Origin of the sequence: Paracoccus sp. (in: a-proteobacteria) (assembly GCF_030604785.1) — a bacterium.
Taxonomy (GTDB): domain Bacteria; phylum Pseudomonadota; class Alphaproteobacteria; order Rhodobacterales; family Rhodobacteraceae; genus Paracoccus.
This window is the reverse complement of record NZ_JAUVVF010000018.1, coordinates 1-13,448: the sequence shown is the minus strand read 5'-3', so window position 1 is coordinate 13,448 and position 13,448 is coordinate 1. Positions and strand designations below refer to the sequence as shown.

The window sequence follows — 13,448 nt, the reverse complement described above, 5'->3', positions numbered from 1 at the left end:
CGCGAGGCCGGGCCCTGCCCGGCCCTATCCCAGACGAGGGGGCAGCGCCCATCCGCGCATGAGATCGTCGGCGCGCATCGGCTTCTTGCCAGCGCGCTGCGCCTCGGTGATCTCCAGCGCGCCCGTCCCGCAGGCCACCCGGAACCCTCCCAGAACTTGGCCCGGCGCGCCCTCTCCCGCGATCAGCCGCACGCGGAGCAGCTTGACGCGCTCTCCGCCGATATCGCACCAGGCGCCCGGAAAAGGCGACAGGCCCCGGATCTGGCGGTCGATCTCGATCGCGGGTCTTGTCCAGTCGATGCGCGCCTCGTCCTTCAGGATCTTGGCGGCATAGCTGACCCCCGCCTCGGGCTGCGGCACAGCAGGCAGAGGCAGGCGCTCCAGCACATCGCAGATCAAGGCGGCACCCATGCCAGACAGACGGTCATGCAGATCGGCGGCGGTCTCCTCAGGGCCAATGGGGGTACGCGCCTCGGCCAGGACCGGACCGGTATCCAGCCCGGCCTCCATCTGCATGATGGCGACGCCCGTTTCGGCATCCCCCGCCATGATCGCCCGCTGGATGGGCGCGGCCCCCCGCCATCGCGGCAGGATCGAGGCATGGATATTCAGACAGCCCAGCCGCGGCGCGTCCAGAACCGGCTGCGGCAGGATCAGCCCATAGGCCACCACGACCGCCACATCCGCGTCAAGCGCGGCAAAGGCGGCCTGCTCTGCCGGGTCGCGCAACCGCTCGGGATGGCGCACCGGCAGACCCAGAGCCTCGGCCGCCGCCTGAATTGGCGAGACGCGCGGCTTCTGCCCGCGCCCGGCCGCCCTGGGCGGCTGGGTATAGACCGCCACGACCTCGTGGCGCGCGGCGATCTCGCGCAGGGCAGGAACCGAGAAATCGGGCGTCCCCATGAAAACGACGCGCATGTCCACTCCTTTGCCTTGGTCCAAATATCCCCGGGGGTCCGGGGGCAGGCAGCCCCCGGCGCTATCCCTTCCGCGCCAGCTTCGCCGATTTCGCGACCAGCATCTTGCGCCGCAAGGGCGTCAGATGATCCACATAGACCCGCCCCTCCAGATGGTCGATCTGATGCTGCACGCTGGTCGCCCAGAGGCCGACGAAATCCCGATCCTCGATCTGGCCCTGATCGTTGAGGAACCGCACCGTGACGGCGCGCGGCCGCTTTACGGGCGCCCAGACGCCGGGCAGGTTGGGGCTCGCCTCGTCATGGCTGCGCAACTGTACGCTCGCATGCAGGACTTCGGGATTGGCCATCCGTACCGCCTGACCACGCTTGTCGGACGCATCGACCACCGCCAGCCGCAGCATGATCCCGATCTGGGGCGCGGCAAGGCCCACGCCCGGCATCGCCTCCATCGTGTCGATCATGTCGTCCCAGATCATCCGCACGGCCTCGGTCACGGCCTCGACGGGCTCGGCCGGGCGATGCAGGCGCGGGTCGGAATAGGGGATGAAGGGCCGCACGGCCATGGCGTCTTCCTTGTCGAAAGGGCGCGCAGCGGGGCGGTGTCAGTCGCGCGCCCGGTCCCGCTTGAGCTTCTGCATCTTGCGCGTGATCATCTGGCGCCGGATCGCCGAGAGGTGGTCGATGAACAGCACCCCGTCCAGATGGTCCAGTTCGTGCTGGGCGCAGGTCGCGGCCAGCCCGTCGAAATCGCGCTCGTGAACCTTGCCGTCAAGCCCCAGCCAGCGCAGCCGGACCTCGGCCGGGCGCGTCACCTCGGCATATTGGTCGGGGATCGACAGGCAGCCCTCTTCATAGACATTCGTCGCATCCGATCGCCAGACCAGTTCCGGGTTCACCAGAACCATCGGATCGGGCTCGGCCTCGGGGTCGCGGGTCGCGTCCATCACGAAGATGCGCTGCAACACGCCGACCTGCGGGCCGGCCAGGCCTATGCCGGGCGCGTCATACATCGTCGCGATCATGTCAGCGGCCAGGGTCTCGATTTCCGGCGTGATGCGGGCAATCGGGTCGGCCACACGCTTGAGGCGCGGATCGGGATGGATCAGGATGGGTCTCAGGCTCATGACGCGCATTTAGGCCAAGCCCGCGCGCGAAGCAATAACGCGGCAAGCCCCGCGACAGGCAAGGACAGGAAATTCCATGACGACCCCCGATTTCGACGAGATCATCGACCGCCGCGGCACCCATTGCAGCAAATGGGACGACATGGCGGCGCAATACGGCGTCTCGGCGCATGACGGCATCGCCATGTGGGTGGCGGACATGGATTTCCGCCCCCCCGCCGCCGTCCAGCGCGCGGTCGAGGCCCATGTCGCCCACGGCATCTATGGCTATCCCGGCGCGAACCGGCCCTATCTGGACGCGATCTGCTGGTGGATGCAGGCGCGCCACGACTGGCAGATCCAGCCGGACTGGGTGCTGACCTGCGCGGGGCTGGTCAATGGTGTGGCGATGGCCTTGGACGCGCTGACGCAGCCGGGCGACGGGGTCATCGTGATGAGCCCGGTCTATCACGCCTTTGCCCGCACGATCCGGGCCTCGGGGCGCAGGCTGGTCGAGCTGCCTCTGGCACTGGATCAGGGCCTCTACCGGATGGACTGGCAGAGCTGGCAGGCGCAACTGACAGGGGACGAGCGCATGCTGATCCTCTGCTCGCCGCACAATCCCGGCGGCCGTGTCTGGTCCAAGGCCGAGCTGCGCGAGGTGGCCGATTTCTGCATCCGCAACGACCTGATCCTTGTGTCGGACGACATCCATTGCGATCTGGTCATGCCCGGCGCGCCGCGCCACCGGATGATCGGCGCGCTGATCCCCGAGATCGCCGACCGGCTGGTGACGCTGACCGCCGCCACCAAAAGCTTCAATATCGCCGGCGCCCACATCGGCAATGCGATCATCTCCGATTCCGACCTGCGGGCTCGGTTCAAGGCGGCGCTGATGGCGCGCGGCATCTCGCCCGCCTTCATGGGGATGGACATGGTCGCCGCCGCCTATTCCCCTGAGGGCGCGGAATGGATCGACCACCTGTGCGCCTATCTGGACGGGAACCGGCGGCTCTTCGACCAGGGCGTGAACGCGATTCCGGGGCTGCGGTCGATGCCCTTGCAGGCGACCTATCTGGCCTGGGTCGATTTCTCGGGGACCGGCATGGCGCAGTCCGAATTCATCGCGCGGGTCGAGGGGCAGGCCCGGATCGCCGCCAATCACGGCGCCAGCTTCGGCGCAGGGGGTGAGGATTTCCTGCGCTTCAACCTGGCCACCCCCCGCGCCCGCGTGGCCGAGGCGGTCCAGCGCCTGACCGCCGCCTTTGCGGATCTGCAATAGGCCCGTCACAGGGGGCCGGGCGCGTTGCATGATGCAGCGACCCGGCCTATATAGCGCCAGATCCGAACCCAAGGGGCGCCACGCATGGTCTATCTGGATTTCGAAAAGCCGCTCGCCGATATCGAGGCCAAGGCCGAAGAGCTTCGCGCCATGGCCCGCAAGGGCGAAGGGGCCGTCGATGTCGAGAAAGAGGCCGCCGCGCTGGATGCCAAGGCGCAGGAGATGCTGGGCGAGCTTTACGCCTCGCTGACGCCCTGGCGCAAGACGCTGGTCGCGCGCCATGCCGACCGCCCCCATTGCAGCGACTACATCAAGGCGCTGTTTACCGAATTCACGCCGCTGGCGGGCGACCGCGCCTTTGGCGACGACCATGCGGTGATGGGTGGCCTTGCGCGCTTCAACGACGCGCCCTGCGTCGTGATCGGCCATGAGAAGGGCAACGACACCAAATCGCGCATCCACCACAATTTCGGCATGGCCCGCCCCGAAGGCTATCGCAAGGCGATCCGCCTGATGGACATGGCGCACCGCTTCGGCCTGCCTGTCATCACGCTGGTCGATACGCCCGGCGCGTATCCCGGCAAGGGCGCCGAGGAACGCGGCCAAAGTGAGGCCATCGCCCGCTGCACCATGAAATGCCTGGAAATCGGCGTGCCGCTGGTCAGCGTCATCATCGGCGAGGGCGGTTCCGGCGGGGCCGTGGCCTTTGCGACCGCCAACCGCATCGCCATGTTGGAACACTCGATCTATTCGGTGATCTCGCCCGAAGGCTGCGCCTCGATCCTGTGGAAGGATGCCGAGAAGATGCGAGACGCCGCCGAGGCGCTGCGCCTGACCGCGCAGGATCTCAAGAAGCTGGGCGTGATCGACCGGATCATCGCCGAGCCGATGGGCGGCGCGCAGCGCGATCCCGCCGCCGCCATCGCCGCCGTGGGCGTCGAGATCGGCGCGATGCTGGCGGAAATGTCGGGCATGAAGCCCGCCGATCTGGTCCGCGACCGGCGCGAGAAGTTCCGCGCGATGGGCGCCCACGCGCTGGCCGCCTGACGCGCCTCCTGACGACATTGTGATCCATCGGCAACAGGCCGGGCAAAAATGCCCGGTCTTTTGCATGTCCAATTGCAGGATCTGCAGAACGGTGGCAGCGTGCCCCTGCCCGCAATTTGCAAGACAGGAGGGGCGCAGATGATCCATCACCAAGCAACCCGCCCGTCCCGCAAGGCCAACCGACAAGGCCCCTCGCGCAACCGCGCCTGAGGTCTTCGATACGCCCTCTGCGCCCGCTTCGGGCCGGAACTGCGGGCACACCCACCGCGCCATGATCTGATATCCGCATGCAAGCGGCGCTTTCGCGCGGCTGTCCGGCATGGCGCCTTTCCGACCACATTCCAGACATGGCCCTGCCTTGGCCGGGCCGAGGAGACGACGATGATCGCCGAACTGCATCCGCAGGCTTCGCGCCTGAACCCTGCCCTTCACCGCCTGATCGCCCGCCATGGACGGATGGCGGTCCTATGGGCGATGATCCGGGCGCTGCTGCTGCCAAGACGGCGGCGGCCCAGGCCGCCCGACCCCTATCACCTCAGCCCGCATATGCGGCGCGACATCGGCCTGCCGCCCGAGCCGCCGACGGTGCCGCGCTATTACGAGCTGCGCTGATCGGCGTCCGGCCGGGGCAGGATCAACCCTGCCTCGGCCATCAGAAGGTCCGAGCGCGTCTCGATATCAGCCTCGAGCCGGGTCATCAGCGCCTCTTGGGGCAGGTCGGGGCCGATCGCGGGCAGGAACTCGATCACGGCGCGGCCCGGGCGGATGCCCCAGCCCTTGCGCGGCCAGAACATGCCGGTATTGACCGCGACCGGCACGACCGGCAGCCCGGTCGCGGCGCGGATCGTGGCGACGCCGTGCTTGTAGGGACGCCGCTGGCCCGGCAGGGTGCGCGTGCCTTCGGGGTAGATGATCAGCTGCCCCAGCCCGTCGCCCGCGATCCGCTGGTTGATCGTGGTCGAAATCGCCGCCATCGCGTCGCGCCCGCGCGAGCGGTCGATGGGGATGCAGCCCACCTTCCACGCATACCAGCCCATGATCGGCACGCGCATCACTTCGCGCTTCATGATGAAGGCGCGGCGCGGCACGGCATGGGCGATGACAAGGATGTCCCAGAAGCACTGGTGCTTGGCCGCGACGATGCAATCTTCGGTCGGAGGCGTGCCGCGGATCTCGCAGGTCAGGCCCAGATGCAGGCGCGCGGCCCGGATCATGTAGCCGATCCAGAAGGTCGCAACCCTGTTCGCACCGACCCGACCCTGCGCCAGAACCAGCACGATGCCGAAGAGCCCGATCACCAGCGTCGCCAGCGCGATATGCAGGTAATAGAGGACGTTCTGCGCATATTGCCAGACCGTCAGCCGACCCGGACGAGGGTTCTCGTGGCGCTTCATCGCACCGCCTCCAGCATCTTGAGCGCGGCCCAACGGGTCGCGACGAAGCCGACCCCGGCCGCGACGACCGGGATCAGCAGTGGCAGCAGCCAGCCCCAGCCCTGAAAGCCCAGACCCGTCAGGAAGCCGCCCGCCGCGCTGGTATTGGGCAGCATGGCGACCGCCGCCATCCCGGCCAGCGTGCCGACGCTGGCGCCCACCGCCGCACGGCGGGTGAAGCGGCGCACGAAGGCCGTGGCGATGGTGATGTCGCGCGCCCCGATCAGGCGCAGCACGCGGATGACCTGCCCGTTCGCCGCCAGGGCAGCCTTGGCCGCCAGCGTGATCATCGCCGCCGAGGCCGCGCCGATCAGCAAGAGCGACACCACGCCCAGCACGCGCAGTCTCTGCGCGGCCGAGACCAGAGGACGCCGCCATGCGCTGTGATCGTCCAGCACCGCGCCCGGCGCCTCGGCCTCAAGGCGCAGGGCCAGGCCCTCGGGGTCGAAATCCCGCCCCGAGACCGGCAGGTCGATCAGCGCCGGCACCGGCAGCGCATCGACCGGCATGTCGGGACCGAACCACGGTTCCAGAAGCGCCGCGACCTCGTCCTGCGGCAGGCGGCGGGCCTGACCCGCGCCCGGCGTGGTCTGCAGGATGGTCAGCACCGACTGCACGCGCGCATCAAGCTGCGCGGCGGGTGCGCTGATCCGCACCGTGACCGAACCCGCCAGTTCCGACGACCAGCGTTCCGCCAGCCGCCCCGTCGCCAGCGCCAGCGCCAGCGCAAAGACCGCCAGAAAGGCCATCGCCCCCGCCGAGAACAGCGTCAGCTGCGCGGTGAACCCGGTGGGCGGCACGATCCGGTCACCCTTGCCGCCCTCGCCGCCGAGCAGCCCCTGGACCAGCCCCTTCAGTCGGGGCGCCACGACGCGCCTGCCTTTCATAGATCCGCCCCCGCCAGATGCAGCTTGCCGCCCGAGATGCGCAGCACCCGCGCCGAGACCTGCGCCTTTGCCGCCCGGATCAGGTTCAGGTCATGGGTGGCGACAAGCACGGTCTTGCCCGATTTGTTCAGCTCGATCAGCAGCTGCATCAGCCGCATCGACATCTCCCAGTCCAGATTGCCGGTCGGCTCGTCAGCCAGCACCAGATCGGGCGACAGGATCACCGCCCGCGCCAGCGCGGCCCGCTGCCTTTCGCCGCCCGACAGGGATGGCGGCAACGCGCGGGCATGCTGCGACAGCTGCACCCAGCCCAAGAGGTCGCGCAGCGCGTCCATGTCGACCGGCTCGCCCGCGACGGTCATGGGCAGGGCCACATTCTCCGCCAGGGGCAGGTGGTCCAGGAATTGCGGGTCCTGATGGACGACCCCGACCCTGCGGCGCAGCAGGGCGATCCCGTCGCGGTCCAGCGCCTGCATGTCCTGCCCGAAGGCGGTCATCTGCCCGGACCGCGGCAGCAGGTCGGCATAGCACAGCCGCAGCAGCGTGGTCTTGCCCGATCCCGACGGCCCGGTCAGGAAATGGAACATGCCCGGCTGCAATGTCAGCGTCATGCCCGACAACAGATCGGCCTCTCCGTGATAACCGAAGCCGACATCCCGCATCTCGATCACATGCTACCTCGTTCGCTGCCAAAAGCCGTTCTGTCGCGGCCTGTCCCGACCTGCCGCTTTGCAACCCGGTTCCCGGCTTGATAAAACAGCCGCAAGGCGATTACGAGGGTCGGCATGTCTGAAATGAGGTTGATCTGTCCCGGCTGCGAGGCCGAATACCGGCTACCGCCCGATGCCATCCCCGCCTCGGGCCGCGAGGTCGAGTGCAGCGCCTGCGGCCATGTCTGGATGGCCCGCCGCGCCGATGCCGCGCCCGCGCGGCTGGATCTGGGCGATTTCGCCGCCGCCGATCCGGCGCCCGGCCCCGCCTTGCCTCCGCCCAGCAGCCGCCTGCCCGCCGATGTGCTGGACATCCTGCGGCAGGAGGTCGAGCACGAGCGCCGCCTGCGCGAGGGTGACGGTGCAGAGACGCTGCCCGCGATCCGGACCGTCCTGCCCGAGGACGAGGCCGACTGGCCCGCCACGACCGTCACCGATGCCGACCAGCGCCCGCCCGCCCCGACAGGCCCCACGCCCGAGGGTTCGGCCCCTGTGGACCGGCCCGCAAGGCGCGCCGATCCGCAGCCGCAGCGGGCCGAGTCACCGCGCCTGATCACCCGGCCGCTGGCCGTGCCGCCCGCAGAGCCCGCCTCGGCCGAGACCGCGCGGCCCTCCCCGCAGGTCATCCGCCACGACGCCCCGCCCGCCCCCCGCAAACAGGGGCGCAGCGGTGCCTATCGGGCGGGGTTCGGCCTGTCGCTGATGGTGGCCGCCTCTTGCGTGGCGCTGTATCTGCTGGCGCCCGGACTGGCGGCCAGCGACAACCCCTTTGGCGAACGGCTGATGGAGCTGCGCCAAGAGGTCGACCGGGGCCGGCTATGGCTTCAGGATCAGGCGCGCGATCTGACGGGCTAAGGCGCGGGCCTCAGAACCGCTCCAGCAGGCGCCCCAGATAATCGCGTTCGTCGCGCGGGCGGGCGATCTCGCCGCTGCGGCGGCGGATCTCGTCCAGCAGATCGCGCGCGCGCCGAGCCGGGTCCAGCCCCTCGGCCAAGGGGTCTCCTCCGGTGATGACGTTGCCGCTGCCGGGGCGCGGGCGTCCCAGAGGGTCAAGCTGCGGCCGGCCATCCACAGGCGCCCCCTGCGCGCCCGGTTGGCCTTGGCCGGGCTGCTGGCCGTCCTGCGCCTCGGCCCGGTCCTGGCCCTCGCCCTGCTGCGCCGGGGGCTGGTCGCCCGCCAGCATGTCGCCAAGCGCGCGCATGCCCTCGCGCATGGACTGGATCGCATCGGCCTGCCGTTGCAGCGCCTCGCCCGTATCGCCCTGACGCAGCGCGTCCTCGGCATCCTCCATCGCGCGGCCCGCCTCGTCCAGCTGCCGCCGCGCGCGGTCGCCCGCCTCCGAGCCCTGGCCGGGCATCAGGCCCTGCTGGCGGCCCAGTTCCTCGCGCAATTCGCGCTGGCGTTCGGCCAGTTCACCGGGCGAGGTTCCCTCGGCCTGATCGCCGTCCTGATCCTGCCCGAAACCCTGCCCGAACTGGCGCTGCATCTCGCGGAAGGCGTCGTCGGACAGGCGCTGCTGCTCGCGCAGCGTGTCGGCCAGGCGGTTCATCGACTGATTGCCCTCGCCACTGCCCTGACCGCTGCCTTCGCCGCCCTCGCCCTGCTGGACCTGAAGGTTCTCCATCATGCGGTTGAACTGTTCCAGAAGGGCGGCGGCCTCGGCCATGCGGCCCTCGTTCATCAGGCGCTGGATCTCGTCCATCATCTGCTGGATCTGGTCGCCGGTGATCTGCTGGCCCTGCTGGCCGCGATCGGGGCTGTCGCTGCGGTCCTGACGCTGGCTCTGCTCGGCCAGCATCTGGGTATAGGCCTCGGTCGCCTCGCGCAGCTCGTCCATCAGTCGCTGGATCTCGTCGGGACTGGCGCCGTTGCGGATCGCCTCGGACAGCTTCTGCTGCGCCTCGCGCATCCGCGCCAGCGCATCGGCCAGACCGCCATCCTCAAGCTCCAGCGCGGCCTGCCACAGGGCCTCGGCCATGCGGTCGCGCGCCTCGGGGGCAAGCGGGCCACGTTCCAGCAGGGTCACGGCAGAGCGGAGTTCGGTATAAAGCGCGTCCTCGACAAAGCCTTCGGGCCGCCATGTCACGGCGCGCAGGATCTCGGCGCTGCGGCGAGCGTTCTCGCGCGACCAAAGCAGATCGCGCCGCATCTCGATCAGCGCGGCGGCGAGCGGGTTGAAGAAGCGCCGCCCCGGCAGGTCCAGCCGCGCGGCGGGCGCATGGGCCACCTGTTCGATCCCGTCCTCGGCGCGCAGGGTCAGCGTCACCGGCAGGTTCGCCCAGGGGTGGCGGGCCAGATCCTCGACCAGCTGGCCCGCGACCTGACGGCGATCCCCGCGCGGCAGAGGCAGGGCCAGTTCGATATCCTCGCGCGGCTCGGGCTCGGCGGCCAGGCCGAAGCGGCGGTCAACAGCGGCCAGATCCAGCGCGATCACGGCATCGGCCGCGATGACGCCGTGGTCATCCTCGGCGCTGAAATCCTGGATCATCCGGCCATCGGCCCGGCGCATGGGGGCGGCGCCCGCGCGGATCACCGGAGGCTGGTCCGGCAGGACCTCGATCCCGAAGTGGCGCCCGGCCAGTTCGACGCTGCCGCTTTCCTCGGCGCGGATCCTCGGGGCCAGCGGGTCGTCCGACAGCGAGGGGCCGATATCCTGCGCCACCTCCTGCGCGCCGCCATAGAGACGGAAGGTCAGGACCGAGCCCTTGGGCAGCACCAGATCCTCGCCCTCGGGCAGGGCATTCAGGTAAAGCGTCGGGCGGCGGGTATAGGCGGGCGGCTCGGCCCAGCCCTCCCATGAGGGGCCGGTGGCGACCTGCGGCGCAGCGGCGGGGTTCATCGTGGCGGCGATGGCCGACAGGCCCTGTCCCATCCGGCCCGCGCCGCCGAAGATCAGCGCCATGACCAAGGCCAGCATCGCGGCCAGCCGCAGCGCATAGGGGTCGCGCCGCGCAAGCTGGGCGTCGGGCGGCACCGGGCGCGCCTGAAGCGCGGCCGCCCGCATCTGCGCCAGATGCGCGCGCCACAAGGCACCCTCGCCGCCGATCGCCGCGCGGTCGGACAGGGCCGACAGGGGCCGCCCCGGCAGCGTCCGGTCCAGCCGGGCCAGCGCATCGGCATCCCGCACCGGCACAAAGCGCAGCCCGCCCCGGATCGCCGTCACGATCACGGCCGCCAGCCACAGGCCCGCCGCCCAGGGCAGGGCGGGGCCAAGCGGTTCGGCCAGACCCAGCCAGAGGATCGAGAACCCGACGGCCACCAGCGCCGCCAGCGGCCAGAAGGCCCGCGCGGCCCGTTCCCAGACCATGCCCCACCGCGTCAGCCGCAGCGCGCGCGCGACCGGGCCGCGCCCGTCCGCGATCAGGTCATCGGCCCGCGCATCTTCGGGCGCCGACCGGAGACCATCGGCCCCCGGCGCTTCTTCCGCATCGTGATGCCGCGTCAAAGCCATGCCGGGATGCTATCCCGGCTCAGCATCTCCTCATATGTCGGACGCGCCCTGATGACGGCGAAGTGATCGCCCTCGACCAGCACTTCCGGCACCAGAGGCCGCGAATTGTACTCCGATGCCATCACCGCGCCGTAAGCCCCCGCCGAGCGGAAGGCGATCAGGTCGCCCGCCGCCATGGCCGGCAGTTCGGCGCCCTTCTGGAACGTGTCGCCCGATTCGCAGACGGGGCCGACAACGTCATAGGGCTGGACGGGGGCGCCCGGCGCCGCCTCGACGACCGGGACGATGTCGTGATGGGCGCCATACATGGCCGGGCGCAGCAGGTCGTTCATCGCCGCGTCAACGATCAGGAAATCGCGATCCTCGCCACGCTTGACGTAGATCACCTGGCTCAGCAGCACGCCCGCATTGCCGACGATGTTGCGGCCCGGCTCGATCTCGATCTCGCAGCCCAGATGGCCCACGGTCTCGCGGATTACGGCGCCGTATTCGATGGGCAGCGGCGGCGCGTTATTGTCGCGGCGATAGGGGATGCCAAGCCCGCCGCCCAGATCAAGGCGGGTGATGTCGTGGCCTTCGGCGCGCAGCGCCTGCGTCAGTTCCGCGACCTTGGCATAGGCCGCGCGAAAGGGCGCCAGATCGGTCAGCTGGCTGCCGATATGCACATCCACCCCGACCACACGCAGCCCCGGCAGGGCTGCGGCCTCGGCATAGACCTCGCGCGCGCGAGAGATGGGGATGCCGAACTTGTTCTCGGCCTTGCCGGTGGCGATCTTCTCGTGGGTCTTGGCATCCACGTCCGGGTTCACCCGGATCGCCACGGGCACCGTCGCGCCCATGCTGTCGGCCAGCGCCGACAGGGCCTGCATCTCGGGTTCGCTCTCGATGTTGAACTGGCGGATGCCGCCTTCGATGGCCATGCGCATCTCGGCCAGGGTCTTGCCGACGCCGGAAAAGACGATCCGGTCGCCCGGCACGCCCGCCGCCCGGGCGCGGGCATATTCCCCGCCCGAGACCACATCCATCCCCGCCCCCATGTCGCCCATCAGCTTGAGCACGGCGAGATTGCTGTTCGACTTGACCGCGAAGCAGACCAGGTGATCGGTCCAGTCCAGCGCCTGCCGGAACAGACCGAAATGCCGGCGCAGCGTCGCGGCCGAGTAGATGTAGACCGGGCTGCCGACCTGCCGCGCGATGCAGGACAGGGCCACATCCTCGGCGAACAGCTCACCCTGGCGATAGTTGAAGTGATCCATCAGAGCCGCGCCGAGACGCCGACCCGCGCATCACCGCCGATGCTGACGCCGATCTGCTGCTGCAGCGGCTTTTCCGGCGGCCGCTGCGGGGGACCATCGACGCCGCAGGCGGTCAGCGCGAACAGCGCCGCGATCAGGGCAAGGGTCGGGGTCTTCATGCCAGTTTCTCCTTCCAGCGGGTGATCTGGGCGCGGACCTGATCGGGCGCCGTGCCGCCATAGCTTTGCCGCGACGCGACCGAATTGTGCACGCCCAGCACGGAAAACACGTCCTGCGTGATGCCCGCATGGACCGATTGCATTTCGTCCAGCGTCAGGTCAGGCAGATCGACGCCGCGCCCCTCGGCCAGCGCGACAAGGCTGCCGGTGACGTGATGGGCGTCGCGGAAGGGCAGGCCCAGTTCGCGTACCAGCCAATCGGCCAGATCGGTCGCGGTGGAAAAGCCGCTGGACGCCGCCGCCTCCAGCTTCTCGCGGTTGGCGGTCAGGTCGGAGAGCATCCCGGCCATCGCCGCCAGCGCCAGCATCAGGCTGTCGGCGGCGTCGAAGGCCTGTTCCTTGTCCTCCTGCATGTCCTTGGAATAGGCTAGCGGCAGGCCCTTCATCACGGTGAACAGCGCCACCGTCGCCCCCAGGATGCGCCCGATCTTGGCCCGGATCAGCTCGGCCGCGTCGGGATTGCGCTTTTGCGGCATGATGGACGAGCCGGTGGACCACTTGTCCGACATCGAGACGAACCGGAACTGCGCCGACGACCAGATCACCAGCTCTTCGGCCAGCCGCGACAGATGGACGGCGCAGATGCTGGCTACCGACAGGAATTCCAGCGCGAAGTCCCGATCGCTGACCGCATCGAGGCTGTTCGCCATCGGCCGGTCGAAGCCCAGCTCGCGCGCGGTCATCTCGCGGTCGATCGGATAGCCCGTCCCGGCCAGCGCCGCCGCGCCCAGAGGCGATTCGTTCATCCGTTTGCGGGCGTCCTCAAACCGCGACAGATCGCGGCCGAACATCTCGACATAGGCCATCATGTGATGGCCCCAGGTCACAGGCTGCGCGGTCTGCAGATGCGTGAAGCCCGGCATGACCCAATCGGCCCCGGCCTCGGCCTGCGACAGGGCGGCGCGGATCAGCGCGCCCAGCCCCTGGATGGCGGCATCGCATTGATCGCGCACCCACAGGCGGAAATCCGTCGCCACCTGATCGTTCCTCGACCGGCCCGTATGCAGCCGGCCCGCAGGTTCGCCGATGATCTCTTTCAGGCGGGCCTCCACGTTCATGTGGATGTCTTCCAGATCGGTGCGGAAGGGGAAATCGCCCGCCTCGATCTCTGACAAGACGGTGAGCAGGCCTTCCCCGATGG

The 13,448-nt window shown here is 69.6% G+C and carries 14 protein-coding genes; 4 read left to right on the top strand and 10 right to left on the bottom strand.

Annotated elements, in window-relative coordinates; all coding sequences use genetic code 11:
• Positions 1-24: 24 nt before the first annotated feature.
• The 3 genes from fmt to def (QAR72_RS07675) all read right to left on the bottom strand — a co-directional run bounded on the left by fmt (position 25) and on the right by def (QAR72_RS07675) (position 2,044).
• On the bottom strand, positions 25-918 hold the full coding sequence (gene fmt / locus QAR72_RS07685) for a methionyl-tRNA formyltransferase (RefSeq protein WP_304616783.1): 894 nt from the start codon (positions 916-918) through the stop codon (positions 25-27).
• Between the two features lie 61 nt (positions 919-979).
• Complete coding sequence (gene def / locus QAR72_RS07680; RefSeq protein ID WP_304616782.1) at positions 980-1,483, bottom strand: peptide deformylase; 504 nt, start codon at positions 1,481-1,483, stop codon at positions 980-982.
• A 39-nt stretch (positions 1,484-1,522) separates the two neighbouring features.
• Entirely contained in the window at positions 1,523-2,044 is a 522-nt protein-coding gene (def, locus tag QAR72_RS07675; protein ID WP_304616781.1) for a peptide deformylase, read from the bottom strand.
• Positions 2,045-2,120: 76 nt separating this feature from the next.
• Between def (QAR72_RS07675) and QAR72_RS07670 the strand changes: the two genes are divergently transcribed.
• The 3 genes from QAR72_RS07670 (at position 2,121) to QAR72_RS07660 (ending at position 4,964) form a co-directional block, all read left to right on the top strand.
• Positions 2,121-3,305, top strand: coding sequence for a MalY/PatB family protein (locus tag QAR72_RS07670; RefSeq protein WP_304616780.1), 1,185 nt, complete (start codon positions 2,121-2,123; stop codon positions 3,303-3,305).
• Positions 3,306-3,389: 84 nt separating this feature from the next.
• Entirely contained in the window at positions 3,390-4,352 is a 963-nt protein-coding gene (locus tag QAR72_RS07665) for an acetyl-CoA carboxylase carboxyltransferase subunit alpha (RefSeq protein WP_304616779.1), read from the top strand.
• Between the two features lie 381 nt (positions 4,353-4,733).
• A complete protein-coding gene (locus QAR72_RS07660; RefSeq protein ID WP_304616778.1) occupies positions 4,734-4,964 on the top strand; it encodes a hypothetical protein in 231 nt (76 codons plus the stop codon).
• Here the strand turns inward: QAR72_RS07660 and QAR72_RS07655 are convergent.
• From QAR72_RS07655 to QAR72_RS07645, 3 genes are read right to left on the bottom strand one after another with little or no spacing between them, the layout of a single operon-like run.
• The gene (locus QAR72_RS07655) at positions 4,949-5,746 is read right to left on the bottom strand and encodes a lysophospholipid acyltransferase family protein (protein ID WP_304616777.1); all 798 of its coding nucleotides are present in this window, start codon (positions 5,744-5,746) and stop codon (positions 4,949-4,951) included. The two genes, QAR72_RS07660 and QAR72_RS07655, sit on opposite strands and share 16 nt — an antisense overlap.
• A complete protein-coding gene (locus QAR72_RS07650) occupies positions 5,743-6,672 on the bottom strand; it encodes a cell division protein FtsX (protein ID WP_442953565.1) in 930 nt (309 codons plus the stop codon). The genes QAR72_RS07655 and QAR72_RS07650 overlap by 4 nt, the downstream gene beginning before the upstream one ends.
• Positions 6,669-7,343 (bottom strand): cell division ATP-binding protein FtsE, encoded by a 675-nt coding sequence (locus tag QAR72_RS07645; RefSeq protein WP_304616775.1) that lies wholly within the window; start codon positions 7,341-7,343, stop codon positions 6,669-6,671. The genes QAR72_RS07650 and QAR72_RS07645 overlap by 4 nt, the downstream gene beginning before the upstream one ends.
• A gap of 114 nt (positions 7,344-7,457) precedes the next feature.
• Between QAR72_RS07645 and QAR72_RS07640 the strand changes: the two genes are divergently transcribed.
• Complete coding sequence (locus tag QAR72_RS07640) at positions 7,458-8,237, top strand: zinc-ribbon domain-containing protein (protein ID WP_304616774.1); 780 nt, start codon at positions 7,458-7,460, stop codon at positions 8,235-8,237.
• 10 nt (positions 8,238-8,247) lie between these two features.
• On the opposite strand, the gene QAR72_RS07635 is transcribed toward QAR72_RS07640, so the two are convergent.
• From QAR72_RS07635 to argH, 4 genes are all read right to left on the bottom strand, one after another.
• Complete coding sequence (locus QAR72_RS07635; protein WP_304616773.1) at positions 8,248-10,833, bottom strand: DUF4175 domain-containing protein; 2,586 nt, start codon at positions 10,831-10,833, stop codon at positions 8,248-8,250.
• Complete coding sequence (lysA, locus tag QAR72_RS07630) at positions 10,824-12,089, bottom strand: diaminopimelate decarboxylase (RefSeq protein ID WP_304616772.1); 1,266 nt, start codon at positions 12,087-12,089, stop codon at positions 10,824-10,826. The genes QAR72_RS07635 and lysA overlap by 10 nt, the downstream gene beginning before the upstream one ends.
• Positions 12,089-12,247: a lipoprotein gene (locus QAR72_RS07625; protein WP_304616771.1), complete on the bottom strand. Its 159-nt coding sequence runs from the start codon at positions 12,245-12,247 to the stop codon at positions 12,089-12,091. The genes lysA and QAR72_RS07625 overlap by 1 nt, the downstream gene beginning before the upstream one ends.
• Positions 12,244-13,448: argininosuccinate lyase (argH, locus tag QAR72_RS07620; protein WP_304616770.1), on the bottom strand; the 1,205-nt coding region annotated here is incomplete at its 5' end. The genes QAR72_RS07625 and argH, both read right to left, overlap by 4 nt.